General features: G+C 58.8%; 14 protein-coding genes. 12 read left to right on the top strand and 2 right to left on the bottom strand.

The features are described from left to right. Positions 1–45: 45 nt before the first annotated feature. The 8 genes from KF794_10400 to KF794_10365 are packed head-to-tail and all read left to right on the top strand — an operon-like array spanning position 46 to position 11,284. The gene (locus tag KF794_10400; GenBank protein ID QYK46669.1) at positions 46–2,745 is read left to right on the top strand and encodes an MFS transporter; all 2,700 of its coding nucleotides are present in this window, start codon (positions 46–48) and stop codon (positions 2,743–2,745) included. Next, positions 2,742–6,506: a nitrate reductase subunit alpha gene (locus KF794_10395; GenBank protein ID QYK44197.1), complete on the top strand. Its 3,765-nt coding sequence runs from the start codon at positions 2,742–2,744 to the stop codon at positions 6,504–6,506. The genes KF794_10400 and KF794_10395 overlap by 4 nt, the downstream gene beginning before the upstream one ends. After that, a complete protein-coding gene (gene narH / locus KF794_10390) occupies positions 6,503–8,023 on the top strand; it encodes a nitrate reductase subunit beta (GenBank protein QYK44196.1) in 1,521 nt (506 codons plus the stop codon). The genes KF794_10395 and narH overlap by 4 nt, the downstream gene beginning before the upstream one ends. Continuing rightward, a complete protein-coding gene (gene narJ, locus KF794_10385; GenBank protein ID QYK44195.1) occupies positions 8,023–8,763 on the top strand; it encodes a nitrate reductase molybdenum cofactor assembly chaperone in 741 nt (246 codons plus the stop codon). The genes narH and narJ overlap by 1 nt, the downstream gene beginning before the upstream one ends. Continuing rightward, the gene (gene narI / locus KF794_10380) at positions 8,756–9,505 is read left to right on the top strand and encodes a respiratory nitrate reductase subunit gamma (GenBank protein QYK44194.1); all 750 of its coding nucleotides are present in this window, start codon (positions 8,756–8,758) and stop codon (positions 9,503–9,505) included. The genes narJ and narI overlap by 8 nt, the downstream gene beginning before the upstream one ends. Before the next feature lie 14 nt (positions 9,506–9,519). Then, positions 9,520–10,341 carry a peptidylprolyl isomerase gene (locus tag KF794_10375; protein ID QYK44193.1) on the top strand — a complete coding sequence of 274 codons (822 nt, stop codon included), beginning with the start codon at positions 9,520–9,522 and terminating at the stop codon, positions 10,339–10,341. Between the two features lie 8 nt (positions 10,342–10,349). Then, entirely contained in the window at positions 10,350–10,637 is a 288-nt protein-coding gene (locus KF794_10370) for a hypothetical protein (protein QYK44192.1), read from the top strand. Beyond that, a complete protein-coding gene (locus KF794_10365) occupies positions 10,637–11,284 on the top strand; it encodes a carbonic anhydrase (GenBank protein QYK44191.1) in 648 nt (215 codons plus the stop codon). The genes KF794_10370 and KF794_10365 overlap by 1 nt, the downstream gene beginning before the upstream one ends. 326 nt (positions 11,285–11,610) lie before the next feature. On the opposite strand, the gene KF794_10360 is transcribed toward KF794_10365, so the two are convergent. Both KF794_10360 and KF794_10355 read right to left on the bottom strand, forming a co-directional pair. Next, positions 11,611–12,234, bottom strand: coding sequence for a response regulator (locus tag KF794_10360; protein QYK44190.1), 624 nt, complete (start codon positions 12,232–12,234; stop codon positions 11,611–11,613). Further along, positions 12,227–13,669, bottom strand: coding sequence for a PAS domain S-box protein (locus KF794_10355; protein QYK46668.1), 1,443 nt, complete (start codon positions 13,667–13,669; stop codon positions 12,227–12,229). The genes KF794_10360 and KF794_10355 overlap by 8 nt, the downstream gene beginning before the upstream one ends. 189 nt (positions 13,670–13,858) lie before the next feature. Here KF794_10355 and KF794_10350 point away from each other — a divergent pair, with 189 nt between their 5' ends. The 4 genes from KF794_10350 (at position 13,859) to hemN (ending at position 17,097) form a co-directional block, all read left to right on the top strand. Beyond that, a complete protein-coding gene (locus KF794_10350; protein ID QYK44189.1) occupies positions 13,859–14,563 on the top strand; it encodes a helix-turn-helix domain-containing protein in 705 nt (234 codons plus the stop codon). A 9-nt stretch (positions 14,564–14,572) separates the two neighbouring features. Further along, positions 14,573–14,950, top strand: a complete 378-nt coding sequence (locus tag KF794_10345) for a hypothetical protein (protein QYK44188.1) — start codon at positions 14,573–14,575, stop codon at positions 14,948–14,950. Positions 14,951–15,023: 73 nt separating this feature from the next. After that, entirely contained in the window at positions 15,024–15,710 is a 687-nt protein-coding gene (locus tag KF794_10340) for a CBS domain-containing protein (protein ID QYK44187.1), read from the top strand. Between the two features lie 19 nt (positions 15,711–15,729). Beyond that, positions 15,730–17,097, top strand: coding sequence for an oxygen-independent coproporphyrinogen III oxidase (gene hemN, locus KF794_10335; GenBank protein QYK44186.1), 1,368 nt, complete (start codon positions 15,730–15,732; stop codon positions 17,095–17,097). Positions 17,098–17,129: the final 32 nt, after the last annotated feature.

Genomic DNA, 17,129 nt, shown 5'->3' with positions numbered 1-17,129 from the left:
GCAAAGACGAAAGCCGCGCCGCATGGACAGAATGCAGCGCTATGGATGTCGACGATCGCGTTCACCGTTTGCTTCGCTGTCTGGACAATTTTCGCGATCATCGGAATCAGCATCAAGCAGGAGCTGAAACTCAACGAAACGCAGTTCGGGCTGTTGGTAGGTACACCGATACTTACCGGCTCGCTTATTCGAATCGCACTCGGCGTGTGGGCCGACCAGTATGGCGGCCGTATCGTTTATACCGCGACGATGCTGGCGGCGGCGGTTGCTACATACCTGCTGACCTGGGCCACTACCTATCCGCAGTTTCTGCTCGCAGCACTTGGCGTCGGTATCGCCGGCGGCTCGTTCTCTGTCGGCGTCGCCTATGTTTCTCGCTGGTATCCGGCGGAGAAGCAGGGCGTTGCGCTCGGCATTTTTGGCGCGGGCAATGTCGGCGCAGCGGTAACGAAATTCTGCGCGCCGTTCGTGCTGGTGGCCTATGGCTGGCAGACGACCGCACAGGTCTGGGCGGTTGCCATCGCAATCATGGCGATCGTGTTCTGGTTCACGACTAGCGACGATCCGGTACTTAAGGCGCGCCGCGAACGCGGTGAAAAGCCGAAAAGCGCCTGGCTCGAACTCGCGCCGCTCCGGAACGTGCAGGTCTGGCGCTTTGCGCTTTATTACTTCTTTGTCTTTGGCGCCTTTGTCGCGCTTTCGCTATGGCTGCCGCGCTACCTGATCGGGGTGTATGGTCTCGACATCAAGGCTGCCGGCATGTTTGCCGCTGCCTATTCGATTCCGGCCAGCATTTTCCGTGCCTACGGCGGACATTTGTCCGATCGTTATGGCGCGCGCCGTGTGATGTATTGGACCTTCTTGGTCTCGGTCGCGGCGGCATTCATTCTTTCCTATCCGCCGACTTCCTATACGGTGCAGACCACGCGCGGCCCGCTGCAATTCGAATTCGCAATCGGCCTCATCGGCTTCACGGTGCTGGTCTTCATCCTTGGCTTCTTCATGAGCCTCGGCAAGGCGGCGGTGTTCAAGCACATCCCGGTCTATTACCCGAACAATGTCGGCGCGGTCGGCGGCTTAGTCGGCATGATTGGCGGCCTTGGCGGCTTCGTGCTGCCAATCACCTTCGGCTTGCTGAACGATCTTACCGGCATCTGGACCAGTTGCTTCATGCTGCTGTTCGCGATCGCGTCGTTGTCGCTGATCTGGATGCACTTTGCGATCCGGAACATGGAAAGCAGCGTTCCAGTCGAGAAGCGCCAGGCGCTTCCGCAATTCGCCGAATTGCAGGACGTACACGAACCGAAGCATGCCGCAATCACGAATCCGAAGCTGATCGAGAAATGGGAGCCGGAGGATGCTGCATTCTGGAAGAACACGGGCAGGGTAATCGCGCGCCGCAATCTCTGGATCTCGATTCCGGCGCTGCTGCTTTCCTTCGCGGTGTGGATGGTGTGGTCGATCGTGGTGGCGAAGCTGCCCGCTGTCGGTTTCAAGTTCACGACCGACCAGTTGTTCTGGCTCGCAGCTCTGCCGGGTCTTTCCGGGGCGACGCTGCGTATCTTCTATTCCTTCATGCCGCCGATCTTTGGCGGGCGGTTGTGGACCACGCTTGCAACCTGGTCGTTGATTCTTCCCGCGCTCGGTATCGGCTTTGCCGTGCGTAATCCGGATACGCCGTATTTTATCTTCCTCGGACTGGCGCTCCTGTGCGGCTTCGGCGGCGGCAACTTTGCCTCGTCGATGGCGAATATCAGCTTCTTCTTCCCCAAATCGGAGAAGGGCAACGCGCTGGCGCTGAACGCAGGTCTCGGCAATCTCGGAGTCAGCGTTGCGCAATTCGTGATCCCGCTTGTGATCGTCTACGGCGTGTTCGGCGCTCTCGGTGGCGATCCGCAGGTTGCCACCGAAGCGGGCAGGACCACGAAAATCTTCCTGCAGAACGCAGGCTTCATCTGGGTGCCTTTCATCGTGGCTTCTGCCTTTGCGGCGTGGTTCGGGATGGACGACATCGCGTCAATGCGTGCGTCGTTTGCCGAGCAGTCGGTGATTTTCCAGCGCAAGCATAACTGGATCATGTGCTGGCTTTATACCGGCACCTTCGGTTCCTTCATCGGCTACTCGGCGGCGTTCCCGCTGCTCACGAAGACGCAGTTTCCTGCGGTCGATGCACTGCAACTCGCTTTCCTAGGCCCGCTGGTCGGCGCGATTTCGCGCTCGGCAACCGGCTGGATTTCCGATCGCTTCGGCGGCGGCAGGGTAACGCTGTGGGTCTTCGTGCTGATGGCAATCGGCGTGCTTGGTGTTCTTTATTTCCTTGGCGTCAAGGACCAGCCCTATGCCTTCGCAGGGTTCTTCGCGAGTTTCCTGCTGCTGTTCTTCGCGAGCGGCGTCGGCAATGCCTCCACTTTCCAGATGATCCCCGCGATCATGCGCAAGGAGATGGTGCGCCTGATGCCGAAAGCGAACGTCACCGAGCGCAATAAGCAGGTGGAGATGGAGTCGGCCGCGATTATCGGCTTCACCTCGGCAATCGCGGCATACGGCGCGTTCTTCATCCCGAAGAGCTACGGCACTTCCATCGCCATGACCGGCGGCGTCGAAGCGGCACTCTGGGGATTCCTGATCTTCTACGGAAGCTGCCTCGTGATCACGTGGTTCTTCTACACGCGCCGCGGCGGCCTTCTCTACGACGTCGAAAGAAACAGCAAGCCTTCGCTCGCCACTGCAGGAGTTTTGAAATGAGCCACTTTCTCGACCGACTGACGTTCTTCCGCCGCGCGAGCGAGCCGTTCTCAGATGGACACGGCATCACGACGTCGGAAGACCGCCGCTGGGAGGATGGCTATCGCAAGCGCTGGCAGCACGACAAGATCGTCCGTTCGACGCACGGTGCAAACTGCACTGGGTCGTGCTCGTGGAAGATTTACGTCAAGGGTGGCATCGTCACTTGGGAAACGCAGCAGACGGATTATCCGCGAACGCGGCCTGAGCTGCCGAACCACGAGCCCCGCGGTTGTTCGCGCGGCGCCAGCTACTCCTGGTATCTTTATTCCGGAAACCGCGTGAAGTATCCGCTGGTGCGTTCGCGGCTGCTGCGTTTGTGGCGGGAGGCGCGCGTGATGCGGACGCCGGTCGCGGCCTGGGCGTCCATCGTCGAAGATCCGAAAAAGCGCGAGGCATATACGTCGAAGCGCGGTCTCGGCGGTTTCGTGCGTGCGCACTGGGACGAGGTCAACGAGATCATCGCCGCCGCAAATGCCTACACAGTAAGGAAGCACGGGCCGGATCGCATCATCGGCTTCTCGCCGATTCCGGCGATGTCGATGGTCTCCTACGCTGCAGGTTCGCGTTATCTCTCGCTGATCGGCGGCGTGTGCATGTCGTTCTACGATTGGTATTGCGACCTGCCGCCGTCTTCACCGCAAACATGGGGCGAGCAGACCGACGTTCCTGAAAGCGCGGACTGGTACAATTCCGGTTTCCTCATTCTCTGGGGATCGAACGTCCCGCAGACACGCACGCCCGACGCGCACTTCTATACAGAAGCGCGTTACCGCGGCGCCAAGAGCGTCGTGATTTGCCCCGATTATTCGGAGGCCTCGAAGTTCGCCGATCTCTGGATTTCGGTGAAGCAAGGCACGGATGCGGCGCTTGCGATGGCGATGGGTCACGTCATCCTGCGCGAATTCTATCTCGACCGGCAGGCGAAATACTTCGAGGACTACGTCCGCCAGTACACCGATATGCCGATGCTGGTAAAACTGGTCGAGCAGAACGGCCGGCTGGTGCCGGATCGTCAGCTTCGTGCCTCGGACTTTCCCGGCGATCTGGGCGAGAAAAACAATCCGGAATGGAAGACGGTCGCCTTCGATGAAACCTCGGAGAGCATCGTCGTGCCGCGCGGATCAGTTGGTTTCCGCTGGGGGGAGAAGGGCAAGTGGAATCTGCAAGAGAAGGATTCCGACGGACGCGAAACGAACCTGCGGCTCTCGCTTGCGATGGGCAAGGACGAGTTCGCCGATGTCGGCTTCCCGTATTTTGGTAACCGCGAGCACGATCATTTCGCCGGTACCGACCATCCCGATGTGCTGATGCGCAAGGTGCCGGCCAAGCGCGTGAAGCTGAAGGACGGCGAAGCGCTGGTTGCGACTGTGTTCGATCTGTTAGTTGCGAATTACGGCCTTGAGCGCGGTTTCGGCGATGCGAATGTCGCGAAGTCCTATGACGACATCGCGCCATACACCCCGGCGTGGGCCGAGAAGATCACCGGCGTACCGCGCGACCAGATCATCACGGTCGCGCGCGAATTCGCGCTGAACGCCGAGAAGACCAAAGGCCGCTCGATGGTGATCATCGGCGCTGCGATGAACCACTGGTATCACAGCGATATGAACTACCGTGGCGTCATCAATATGCTGGTGATGTGCGGTTGCATCGGCCAGTCGGGTGGCGGCTGGTCGCATTACGTAGGGCAGGAGAAGCTGCGTCCGCAATCGGGTTGGCTCCCGCTGGCCTTCGGTCTCGATTGGGGCCGTCCGCCGCGTCAGCAGAATTCCACTTCGTTCTTCTATGCGCATACCGATCAGTGGCGCTACGAAACCGTCGGCGTAGAGGAAATCCTTTCACCGACCGCTCCCGCAGGTTCGTGGGATGGTGCTCTGATCGATTACAACGTGCGCGCAGAGCGCATGGGATGGTTGCCGTCCGCGCCGCAGTTGAAACAGAACTCGCTCGACTTAGCGAAAAAAGCCGCGGCTGCCGGTATCGAAGCCAAGGATTTCGTCGCGAAGGGCTTGAAGACCGGCGAGTTACAGATGGCTTGCGAAGATCCCGACCATCCGGACAACTGGCCGCGCAACATGTTCGTGTGGCGCTCCAATATCCTCGGCTCGTCGGGGAAGGGCCATGAATATTTCCTGAAACATCTGCTCGGCACGACGCACGGCGTGCAAGGTAAGGACCTCGGCGAAGCCGGCACCCGCAAGCCGAAGGAAGTCGCGTGGCATGACAATGGACCGCGCGGAAAGCTCGATCTGCTGGTTACGCTCGACTTCCGCATGTCGACCACCTGCGTCTATTCCGACATCGTGCTGCCGACTGCGACCTGGTACGAGAAGAACGATCTCAATACCTCGGACATGCATCCCTTCATCCATCCGCTGTCCGCGGCGGTGGACCCGGTTTGGGAATCAAAAAGCGACTGGGAAATCTACAAAGGGATTGCCCGGAAATTTTCGGAAGTCGCGCCCGAAGTGCTTGGCGTCGAGAAGGACGTGGTGCTGACGCCGATTCAGCACGACTCCCCGAACGAAATCGCGCAGGCAATCGACGTCAAGGAATGGAAGAAGGGAGAGGTCGAGCCGATCCCGGGCAAGACCATGCCTGCGGTTGTGGTGGTCGAACGCGACTATCCGAACACCTACAAGCGCTTTACCTCGCTTGGACCGCTGATGGACAAGCTCGGCAATGCCGTAAAAGGCATGGCGTGGAACACGCAGCACGAGGTCGAGCTGCTCAAGCGCCTGAACGGCGTCGTGACCGATGAAGGCACGACCAAAGGACTGGCGAAGATCGACAGCGACATCGATGCGACGGAAGTGATCCTTTCGCTCGCGCCGGAAACCAACGGCGAGGTCGCGGTCAAGGCATGGGCCGCGCTCTCGCAGACCACGGGTCTCGATCACACGCACCTCGCGATTCCGAAAGAGGATGAAAAAATCCGCTTTCGCGATGTGGTCGCGCAGCCGCGCAAGATTATCTCGGCGCCGACCTGGTCGGGCCTTGAGTCTGAAAAGGTCTGTTACAACGCGGGCTACACCAACGTTCACGAGTTGATCCCGTGGCGGACGCTTTCCGGCCGCCAACAGCTTTATCAGGATCACCTGTGGATGCGCGCGTTCGGTGAGGCGCTTTGCGTCTATCGTCCGCCAGTCGATCTGAAGGCCGTAAAGCCGGTCATCGATAGCAAGCCGAACGGCGAAAAACAGATCGTGTTGAACTTCATCACGCCGCATCAGAAGTGGGGCATTCACTCCACCTATACCGACAACCTCCTGATGCTGACGCTTTCCCGCGGTGGTCCCATCGTATGGATTTCCGAGAACGATGCCGCCAAGGCGGGGATTGTCGATAACGATTGGATCGAAGCGTACAACGCCAACGGTGCGCTTACTGCGCGTGCGGTTGTTTCCCAACGTGTGAAAGACGGCATGTGCCTGATGTATCACGCACAGGAGAAGATCGTGAACGTGCCCGGTTCGGAAGTCACCGGCCAACGCGGTGGCATCCATAATTCGGTGACGCGTACCGTAGTGAAGCCGACACACATGATCGGCGGCTACGCACAGCTAGCCTATGGCTTCAATTATTACGGCACGATCGGCACCAATCGCGACGAATTCGTCATCATCAGGAAGATGTCGAAGGTCGATTGGCTCGATACGCCGAATGAAGATCAACCCGCCAACCCCGAAGCAGTCGCCAAACTGGAGGCAGCGGAATGAAAGTGCGTGCGCAAATTGCAATGGTGCTGAACCTCGATAAATGCATCGGGTGTCACACCTGCTCGGTTACCTGCAAGAACGTGTGGACCAACCGCGAAGGTATGGAATACGCGTGGTTTAATAACGTCGAGACCAAGCCGGGTATCGGTTATCCGAAGGACTGGGAAAACCAGAAGCGCTGGAACGGGGGCTGGAAGCGAAAGAAGAATGGCAAACTTGAGCCGCGCATCGGCGCCAAGTGGCGAGTGCTCGCGAAGATTTTCGCGAACCCAGATCTTCCGGAGATCGACGACTATTACGAGCCTTTCACTTTCGATTACGAGCACCTGCAAAAGGCGCCGGAGTTGCCGGCATTCCCAACCGCGCGTCCGCGTTCACTCATCACCGGTGAGCGGATGGAGAAAATCAACTGGGGTCCGAACTGGGAGGAAATTCTCGGCGGCGAGTTCGCCAAGCGTTCGCAAGACGTCAACTTCGAAGGGGTGCAGAAGGACATCTACGGTCAGTTCGAGAACACTTTCATGATGTATTTGCCGCGCCTCTGCGAACACTGCCTGAATCCGGCATGTGTCGCGTCGTGCCCATCGGGTGCGATCTACAAACGTGAGGAAGATGGCATCGTGCTGATCGACCAGGACAAGTGCCGCGGCTGGCGCATGTGCGTGTCTGGCTGTCCGTACAAGAAAATCTATTACAACTGGTCGAGCGGAAAGTCCGAGAAGTGCATCTTCTGTTTCCCGCGCATTGAAGCTGGACAGCCGACTGTGTGCTCGGAAACTTGCGTCGGCCGCATCCGTTATCTCGGCGTCATTCTTTATGATGCCGACCGCATTGAGGAAGCGGCAAGTGTTCCTGACGAACAGGATCTCTACGAAGCGCAGCTCAAGGTTTTCCTCAATCCTTCCGATCCGGAAGTGATCGCGGCTGCGCGCCGCGACGGCATTCCGGATGCATGGCTTGAAGCCGCGCGCCGTTCGCCGATCTGGAAAATGGCGATGGAATGGAAGGTCGCGTTCCCGCTACATCCCGAATATCGCACGTTGCCGATGGTATGGTACGTGCCGCCACTTTCTCCGATTCAGTCTGCGGCAGCAGCCGGCAAGATCGGTCATGACGGCGAAATGCCGGATGTACGCTCCTTGCGTATTCCTTTGAAATACCTTGCGAATTTGCTTACTGCTGGCAAGGAGGAGCCGGTCGCGCTGGGTCTCGAACGCATGCTTGCGATGCGCGCTTACATGCGCGCGAAGACGGTCGATGGCGTGATGGACGAGAATATCGCCACGCGCGTCGGCCTCAGCGGTCTCGCCATCGAGGAAATGTACCAGATCATGGCGATCGCGAATTACGAGGATCGTTTCGTGATCCCGACCGCGCATCGCGAGATCGACGAGGATGCCTACGATCTTCGCGGCGCCTGCGGTTTCACATTCGGCAACGGCTGTTCGACTGGCGACACCGAGGTCGATCTGTTCGGCGCCAAGAAGCGCGCGAAGACTCCGATGGAGGTCGCGTGATGAACGTTCTCAAGTCACTCTCCGCGCTGCTGACATACCCTTCGCGGGAATTGCAGGAAGCTATTCCGGAAATCGAGCGGATTCTCGATGCCTGTGGCAACATTCCGGATGGCGCTCGCGTGCAGCTTCGCCTCCTTACGAACAGTATCGCGAATGGTGATCTATACGAATTGCAGGAGCGCTACACCGATTTGTTCGACCGCACGCGTTCGCTTTCGCTGCATATCTTCGAGCATATCCATGGCGAGAGCCGCGACCGCGGTCAGGCCATGGTTGATCTGCAAAATCACTATGCGCAGCACGGAATGGAAATGGGGACGCGCGAGCTTCCCGACTTCATTCCGCTGTTTCTGGAGTTTCTCTCGTTACTTCCGCCAACCGAAGCATCCGAACTGCTGGGCCAGCCTATCAATATCATCACCGCACTTGGCGAGCGTCTCGCGAAGCGTAGTTCGCCATACCAGGGGGTGTTTCAGGCGCTGGTCTCGCTTTCAAGCGAATTGCCGGAACGGGCGGCGGTTCAGGAGATCATGGCGCGCCCCGACGCCGATGCCGACGATCTCGAAGCGCTTGATGCCGCATGGGAGGAAGAAGAAGTCCGGTTCGGACCGGGCACGGACGCGGGATGCAAGGACGAGATCACCGCAAAGGTGCGTGCGGGCAGGCGTCCGGCGCCGGGCGTGAAAGTCGCAAGCAACAAGCCCGTCATTCAATATTCAACGGGAGGCCAGAATGCGTGACGCCATCAATTATGTTTTGTTCGGCTGGTATCCCTATCTTTGCCTGACGGTATTTCTCGTCGGAAGCTGGCTGCGCTTCGACCGCGAGCAATACACATGGCGTAGCGGTTCGAGTCAGCTTCTGCGCCGCAAGCAGTTGAGCTGGGGTTCGAACCTGTTTCACGTCGGCATTCTCGTCATCTTCATGGGCCACTTCGTCGGCCTGCTGACGCCGATCTGGATTTTCGACACGCTCGGCGTTTCGCATACGTTCAAGCAATGGATGGCAATCGTCGTCGGTGGCGTCGCCGGTGTGATGTGCTTCATCGGATTGACCTTGCTGGTGCACCGGCGCCTGTTCGACTCGCGAATCCGGAAGACTTCGTCGTTCAGCGACATCGCGATCCTTCTGTTGCTCTATGCGCAGCTTATCCTTGGTCTCTCGACGATTTTCGTTTCGCTGGATCATCTCGACGGGCATGAAATGGTGAAGTTCATGACCTGGGCACAGGGCATCCTGACGCTCCAGCCCGGCGTGTCCACGCAAGTCATCAACGCGCACATCATCTTCAAGCTGCATCTCCTGCTCGGTATGACGCTGTTTCTGGTTTTTCCGTTCACGCGGCTTGTGCACATCTGGAGCGCGCCGATCTGGTATCTCGGCCGGCGCGGCTATCAGGTGGTACGCACGCGGAATAAATCACTGACTGGCCGCGACGCGGCAGCTCCTGGGTACACCGTGCAGGCGAAGCGCCCGTACTGACAGGAAGGAAGAAAATGTCCTGCTCTGTCCACATCGAACTGCCTAAGCCGAAACCAATCAGGGTAAACGGCAAGGAGCTTTCGCGTGCTGAAATTTCGCGCGAGGCGCAGAACTTCCCCGCCGAAAAGCCGATCGAGGCATGGCAAGGCGCGGCAAGGGCGCTCGTCATCCGTGATTTGCTGCTGTCGGAAGCAAAACGTCTTGCCATCGTTGCAGTACCCCAGACGGAAGACGGCCGCACGGAAACCGAAGATGAAGCATCGATCCGTGCTCTTCTGGAGCAGCAGGTAGTAACCCCGAACCCCGACGAAGCTGCGTGTCTGCGGTATTATGTAAGCAACCACGCGCGTTTCCGTTCGGCTGCAATTTATGAGGCCGCACACATTCTGGTTACAGCCGATAGGCGCGATGCGCCCGCGTATCGTGCAGCAAGAGAAAAAATCGAACAGATTGCCTCAGAGCTTCGCCAGTTTCCGGAGAAGTTTGATATGCTTGCTGTCACGCACTCGGATTGCCCGTCTTCGGCGCAAAACGGGAATCTCGGACAGATAACGGATGGCCAGACGACGCCGGAATTCGAGAAGGCGCTCGTTTCGCTCACGCCGGGGTCCATCAGCGATCCGGTTGAAAGCCGCTACGGCCTTCACATCATACGACTCGACCGCAAGATCGACGGCAAGCAGCTTCCCTTCGATGCGGTACGTGAGCGGATCGCGGACTATCTGCGCGACGCAGTACAACGCCGGGCATCGGCGCAGTATATCGCGCGTCTGGTTTCCGCTGCGAAGATCGAGGGTATCGACCTTGCGGGCGCGGAAGCGCACCGCGTGAGTTAGGAAACCCCATGCTGCTCGGCGACATTCTCAAAACATTCTCCGACGAGGCCGCAGCGACGGAATATATTCTGTCGCTCGGCAATATGCCGCTCGTGTTGCGTCTTCAGGAAATGGCGAACGCGGAAGGCGAGTCGCTCGGCGAATTCGCAAGCGCGGCTGTACAACGCTATGCGTCCGTGGCGTCGGAAGAGGAATGGCTTACGCTGCTAGGTCTGGTATCGCGTGCCAGCGATCCGGCGGAAGTTTGCCTGCGCCGCGCGCTGGAATATACGGCATCATCCGCGGCGGCGGTCTGATGGGCCGTACGCTCGAACCGCTGCTTGCCCGGAATGTGCATTGGGTGGAGCAGAAAATTGCGAGCGATCCGGAGTTCTTCTCGCGGATGGCGACGCAGCAGAGTCCGAACTATCTATGGATCGGTTGCTCCGATAGCCGTGTAACCGCGAACGATGTGCTCGAATTGGACCCTGGGCAGGTCTTCGTACACCGGAATATCGCGAATGTCGTGCACACAAGCGATCTGAACATTCTTTCGGTGCTGGAATTCGCGGTCGAGCATTTGAAAGTGCAGCACATCATTGTTTGCGGACACTACGGCTGCGGCGGTATTGCGCGCGTATTCGCGCCTGAGCGGGGAGAGTTGTTCGACCATTGGCTGCAACCGGTCTCCATGTTTTACCGGAAACACCGGAAGATTTTCGATGCACTTCCGCCGTCGCAAAGGCTCGATCGTATGTGCGAGATCAACATCGAGATGCAGGTGCGAAGGCTCGCCGCAACGCCGATCGTCGAGAATGCCTGGGCGGGTGGGCAGGAACTGCACCTTCATGGCTGGATCTATCGCATCGCCACGGGCCGTCTGCACGATCTCGGCCCGCATCTCTCCTCAATTGCGGAGCGCGACGCGTTGGCTTCGATCGACGATTGTGTTACCGGCGCATAGCGTATTTCCGTTTTTTTAGTGCGGAGCGAACCACGCAGCCGTTTGACCGAGATCAAGGAGCGAATCCGGCGATCACTCCATCCTGTCCTTCTTTATGGAGGACAACATGCCGACCGAAGCCATTCTCGTTCTCGCCCTCGTGGGTGTGATGTTTGTTGTTTTCGCTGCAGGCCTGACCTACGCTGATCTCAGCACCCGCAAATTCCGCGACTGATCCGGCTACAGAGCGGAGAATATCCGCCCTCGATTGCTCCTTGCGCGGGAGCAGGCTTGAGCCGGCTTTCAATCATGTTACGTAGGGGAAGCGCGCTTCAGGCGCGCTTTTTTTATGCGTGATCGCCGGGGAAACCCGCGGCGATTGCCATGCGCACGAGAGCCGGCAAGCTGTCGGCATTCATCTTGGTCATGACATTGGCGCGGTAGATCTCGACCGTGCGCGGGCTGATGTCTAGCTCGATGGCGATGATCTTGTTCGATTTCCCGGCGACGAGTCCCGCCATAACTTCCGCTTCGCGCCCGGAAAGTTCGGCGATGCGCCGCAGGATTTCGGCTTTCGCGTCGTCTGCTTTGGCTGCCGAGTTCGCGGAGGCGATGGCGCGCGAAATGGATTGCAGCAGCGCCTCGTCGTTGTATGGCTTTTCGAGAAAGTCGGCAGCTCCTTCGCGCATTGCCTCGACCGCGAGCGGAATGTCGCCATGGCCCGTGATGACGATCACGGGCAGAGGAAAGCTGCGGGTTTTGAGTGTTTTCAGAAGTTCGATGCCGGTCATGCCGGGCATGCGTACGTCGGTGATGATGCAGCCTTCGTTCGCTGCCGGGAGGTTCTTCAGGAACGCGCCGGCGGTTTCGTAGGTGATCGGGTTAAGCCCTGCTGTCTCCAGCAAAAAATGAAGCGAGTCGCGCGCGGCGTCATCGTCGTCGATGACATGGACGGTTTGGCGTTCAGACATTTTCTTCGCCCTTATGCTCCCTTGCTACCGGCAGGCTAAAGCGGAACGTTGCGCCGCCGTCGGGATTTTCCTCAACCCATAGCTTTCCGCCATGTGCGTCGATGATGGTACGCGAAATGGAAAGCCCGACACCCATGCCGTCCGATTTCGTGGTGACGAACGGCTGAAACAACTGGTCGCGGATTTCGGGGTCGATACCCGGTCCGGTATCAGCAACACTGACCACAACCATGCCGTTGACCGGAGCGTGCTTGAGAATCGAAAGCTCCTTGCGCAGGCTTTGTTTCATGGCGTCGATCGCGTTGCGGATCAGGTTGAGGAGTACCTGCTGAATCTGGATGCGGTCGACCAGCGCGAGATCGCCTTCCGGGTCTAGCCTCATGCGAACATGGATGCCGGACTCTTTCGCGCCTACCAGCGCCAGCGCGCTTGCTTCTTCGATGATCTTGGACAGGCTGTCGATGCTGCGTTCGCTCTCGCCGCGCTCGACGAAGTCGCGCAGCCTGCGGATGATCTGACCTGCACGTAGCGCCTGCTCGGCGGATTTGTCGAGGGCGGATTTCAGAACCGGTACGCGATCCGATTGGATTTCCGCTACGATGCGGCTCGATCCTTTCATGTAATTTGCTATCGCGGTGAGCGGCTGGTTCAACTCGTGGGCCAGCGTAGAGGCCATTTCTCCCATCGCAGAGAGGCGCGAGATGTGAACCAGTTCCGCCTGCAATTCCTGTAAGCGCGCATCGGTTTCCTGCCGTTCGGTCAGGTCGCGCACGAAACCTGTAAAGAAGCGGTCCGGCCCCAGAATCATTTCGCCCACCGCAAGTTCCATCGGGAATGTGGAACCGTCCTTGCGCTCGCCGACGACAACACGCCCAATGCCGATGATCCTGCGTTCACCCGTGCGCAAATAGCGCTCCATGTAACCGTCATGCGCCTCGCGATAAGGCGAGGGCATCAGCATGCTCACATTGTGTCCCCACATTTCCTGCGCGCGATAGCCGAACAGGCGCTCGGCTGCGGCGCTGAAGGACTGGATGCGTGCCTTGCTGTCGATAACGATCATCGCGTCGGGCACGGTGTCGAGAATCGAGTTGAGGTGTGCTTCGCGCGCTGCGGCCGCCCGCCGGGTGGTACGCATCCAGCCGCCGAACGCGGCAATGGCAATGCCGGAAACGAGAAAACCGATGCTGTTCGCCGTCAGATTGGCCAAGGATACGCTTTGCCAAAAATAGAAAATATCGCCGACCGCTACGCTCAGCACAGTCGCGGCCACCCCCGGTCCGAATCCGCCGATTGTTGCCGCGGCCAGAACCGCGGGAACAAACAAGAGAAACAGCGCCTCGTTGCCGATCAGCGGCTGCAGGATGGCCCGCACGGCGAAGGCCAGTGCGACAATCGGGACTACGGCGGCATAGCGCGACCACGGATTGCGCATGATCCGGTCGAGCGACCGGAACAGGTTGCCGGTTCGTGTGGGGCTTTCGATATTCTTCATTGCGGAAGCCAAAATACCCCTATTTCCCCTGCGGAATCACGCCTACGTATTTTCCCTTAGGTTATCGGCCTGAATTTATCCGGCCACGGCCCGCCGGTATCGGTTTCTCAGCAAAAGAGGAGAAGCCCGATGCTCGTCCAGGTTCAGTCCTCCGCCAAACCCGGCATCGCCCGTCTTGCGCCGCGAATTCCCGCAAGTGCGAACTGCGCAGTTGCAACCGAGCACAGCTTTCAGGCTGCCCTCGAACTCATGGGTACCCGGCTTTCCTTTGCCCGCAACAAGGAAATCTACGGACAGGATGAGCCTGCCGAAAATGTCTACAAGGTCCTGAAAGGCTCCGTTCGCTCCTACAAGCTTCTCGACGACGGGCGCCGCCAGATCGGTGCGTTCTATCTTCCCGGGGATATTTTCGGCCTCGAGTCGAGCATTCACCATCGCTTCGCCGCCGAAGCCATTGCCGATACTATGGTGATAGCCATCAAGCGTTCGGTCCTCACCGGCCTTGCGCAGACTGATGCGGTCGTTGCGCGCGAACTCTGGCAGATGACGGCTCGCGAACTCGATCACGTTCACGACCATGTAGTGCTACTTGGCCGCTCCAGCGCGCAGGAGCGGGTAGCGTCGTTCCTGATCGAAATGGCAAGCCGCTCTGCGAACCGCAACGAAATCGAACTGCCGATGTCGCGGCAAGACATCGCCGATTATCTGGGTCTCACCATTGAAACCGTCTCGCGCACCTTCACCAGCATGGAGCGCCGGGCGCTGATTGAACTGCCCACGTCTCGCAAGGTACGGCTGAAAAGCCGCGCCGTGCTCCGCGAAATGCATTCGTGAGGGCGGTCCATGTCTGCCCTGCCGCGGGAATTTCGTAAAATCCGTCTCGAACTCGCGCGCGAGCCGGCGCATCCGCAAGGTGACAACAAGACCGGGTACCTGATCACGCTGCCGCTAAATGCGGAAATGCGCATCGATGCTGCTATCTGGAAAAGTTTTCGCGACAACTGCCGCGTAGTCCGGATGCGCGCGGATGACTGGGATGTGGGGCACGTCATTCACGGTCCGGGCGGCAACTGGATGTTCCGCTACGACATTTCTGGGGATCAGGAAGACGAGACCGGATTCAAATTGCAGGACGAGAAATTCGTGCCGGGTGAATACGTCTCGATCCGCGAAGGCGATCTTATTCGGACCTATCGTGTGTCGTCCGTAGAACACGTCTGACGAGCAGGCGAATGCCCTTGCGCGGCGCGGAACGGCCAATGGAAATCCCGGTTTGCCGGGGATGGAGAGTGTCATGAAAGCCAAGCATGTAATGGTTTCGCCGGTGAAAACCGGACATGTGGACATGACGGTTCGCGAAGTCGCGCAGCTTCTCACCGAAAACCGCATCAGCGCGCTTCCGATCGTTGACGGCGCCGGGAAACTGATCGGCATCGTCAGTGAAGGCGACCTGATCTATCGCGCCGAAATCGGAACGCAACGGCATCGTTCGTGGTGGTTGTCGCTATTTACCAGCAATACGCAGCTCGCGGAGGAGTATTCCCGCGCCCACACGAAAAGCGTGCGGGATCTCATGACCCGCGACGTGATAACGGTCGATCCCGAAACGCCGTTGTCCGACATTGCACGAATGTTCGAGCGGCGCCGCATCAAGCGGGTGCCGGTTCTTCAGGATGGAAATCTGGTCGGTATCGTAACCCGTGCCAATCTTGTGCAGGCGATTGCCAGCGCGCCGCAGAAGGTTCACCGCCCGCTTAGCGACGAGCAGATTCGCGAGAAAGTTCAGAAGCGGCTCGAAGCCGAAGCCTGGACCAATCCGATCATGGTCAATGTCACGGTCAACGAAGGCATCGTGAATACGTTCGGTGCGGTCCGCTCGGAAGCGGAGCGCAATGCAATCCGCGTCGTCATCGAAGACATAGCGGGCGTTAAATCGATCAACGACAACATCGTGCTCGAACCGCTTCCGGGCTGGGCCTGATTAAGCAGGAGACGGCGTCTTGGGTGAGGGTACCCGTTTAGCCGAAGGCGAGAAGGTTGCGAACAGGGGTGCGCAGCCGGTACCGCGCTATACATCCTATCCGACGGCGCCTAACTTCACGCCTTCGGTGGATGCGGATCAGCATGGGAAGTGGCTGGGTGGATTAAAGGACGGAACGCCACTCTCTATCTATATGCATGTGCCGTTTTGCGTGGAGCTTTGCCACTATTGCGGTTGTAACACGACAGCGACGCGGCGAAGCGAACCGGTCGAACGCTATGTCGAAAATCTCGCAACCGAGATTGCGATTGTTGCGAAGTATTCCGGATCCAAGAGGGTCCGGAGAATTCATTGGGGCGGCGGTACACCTTCGATCGTCGGTGCCGATGGCTTACAACGGATTCACCGGGCACTGACGCAGCATTTCGACACGAGCGATCTTGCGGAGCATGCCATCGAGCTTGACCCGCGTCGGAACAGTCTCGAAATATCTTCCTCGTTGGGCGAAATCGGGATCAACCGCTGCAATTTCGGTGTGCAGGATTTTTCTCCCGACGTGCAGCAGGCAATAGGCCGCGTACAGCCGTTTGAAGTGGTCGACACGGCGGTCAATCTGGTTCGCAAGGCAGGTGTCGAGAACATCGGCGTCGATATGATGTACGGCCTGCCGAAACAGGGCGTGCATGATGTCCAGTTCAGTGCGACGCTGGCGGCGCGGCTGCGTCCGCAACGTGTTGCAGTGTTCGGCTACGCGCATGTGCCCTGGTTCAAGAAACAGCAAACGCTGATCGATGCAGGCTCTCTGCCTGGGAGCGAAGAACGCTACGCGCAGACGATGGCTTCGCACAAAGCATGGGTTGACCTCGGCTACGAGGCAGTGGGGATCGACCATTACGTTCTGCCCGATGACGAGCTTGCTACTGCCGCGCGAAATGGAACCCTGCACCGCAATTTTCAGGGTTACACCGATGATGACTGTCCGGTGCTGATCGGTCTCGGTGCGTCAGCGATCAGCCGATTTCCCGGAGGCTATGCGCAGAATCATCCGGCGGTTGCGGCTTACGCAGCGGAAGTTCGTTACGGGAAACTTGCAACGGTGCGTGGCGTTTCGCTCTCCGCGGAGGATTTGCTACGAGCGGAAATCATCGAACGGCTGATGTGCGATTTCTGGGTCGATATCGACCGGCTGGTGGCGAAGCATCGCCTGCCGACCATCTTCTCCGGTGAACTGGCGAAAATCGATTTGCTGCAAGTCAAGGGGCTGACGCGGCGTTCTGGCCGCTGCATTGAAGTAACGGAACGGGGCAAGCCGTTTACACGCATCGTGGCCAGCGTGTTCGACAGCTATTTCGCAGAAAATAGAACGCGCCACTCAGTTGCGGTGTAGCTGGATTGATGTGGTTCAAGGTAGCGGCGCAG

This window comes from Xanthobacteraceae bacterium, assembly GCA_019454205.1.
Taxonomy (GTDB): Bacteria; Pseudomonadota; Alphaproteobacteria; order Rhizobiales; family Xanthobacteraceae.
This window is presented reverse-complemented; position numbering and strand designations above follow the sequence as displayed.

Bases quoted from the DNA above. Each gene is read 5' to 3' on its own strand.
- KF794_10360 (QYK44190.1), bottom strand. From the start codon at position 12,234: ATGTCTGAACGCCAAACCGTCCATGTCATCGACGACGATGACGCCGCG.
- KF794_10355 (QYK46668.1), bottom strand. From the start codon at position 13,669: ATGCGCAATCCGTGGTCGCGCTATGCCGCCGTAGTCCCGATTGTCGCA.
- KF794_10350 (QYK44189.1), top strand. From the start codon at position 13,859: ATGCTCGTCCAGGTTCAGTCCTCCGCCAAACCCGGCATCGCCCGTCTT.
- narI (QYK44194.1), top strand. From the start codon at position 8,756: ATGCGTGACGCCATCAATTATGTTTTGTTCGGCTGGTATCCCTATCTT.
- KF794_10395 (QYK44197.1), top strand. From the start codon at position 2,742: ATGAGCCACTTTCTCGACCGACTGACGTTCTTCCGCCGCGCGAGCGAG.
- KF794_10365 (QYK44191.1), top strand. From the start codon at position 10,637: ATGGGCCGTACGCTCGAACCGCTGCTTGCCCGGAATGTGCATTGGGTG.
- narH (QYK44196.1), top strand. From the start codon at position 6,503: ATGAAAGTGCGTGCGCAAATTGCAATGGTGCTGAACCTCGATAAATGC.
- narJ (QYK44195.1), top strand. From the start codon at position 8,023: ATGAACGTTCTCAAGTCACTCTCCGCGCTGCTGACATACCCTTCGCGG.
- KF794_10400 (QYK46669.1), top strand. From the start codon at position 46: ATGTCGACGATCGCGTTCACCGTTTGCTTCGCTGTCTGGACAATTTTC.
- KF794_10370 (QYK44192.1), top strand. From the start codon at position 10,350: ATGCTGCTCGGCGACATTCTCAAAACATTCTCCGACGAGGCCGCAGCG.
- KF794_10345 (QYK44188.1), top strand. From the start codon at position 14,573: ATGTCTGCCCTGCCGCGGGAATTTCGTAAAATCCGTCTCGAACTCGCG.
- KF794_10340 (QYK44187.1), top strand. From the start codon at position 15,024: ATGAAAGCCAAGCATGTAATGGTTTCGCCGGTGAAAACCGGACATGTG.
- KF794_10375 (QYK44193.1), top strand. From the start codon at position 9,520: ATGTCCTGCTCTGTCCACATCGAACTGCCTAAGCCGAAACCAATCAGG.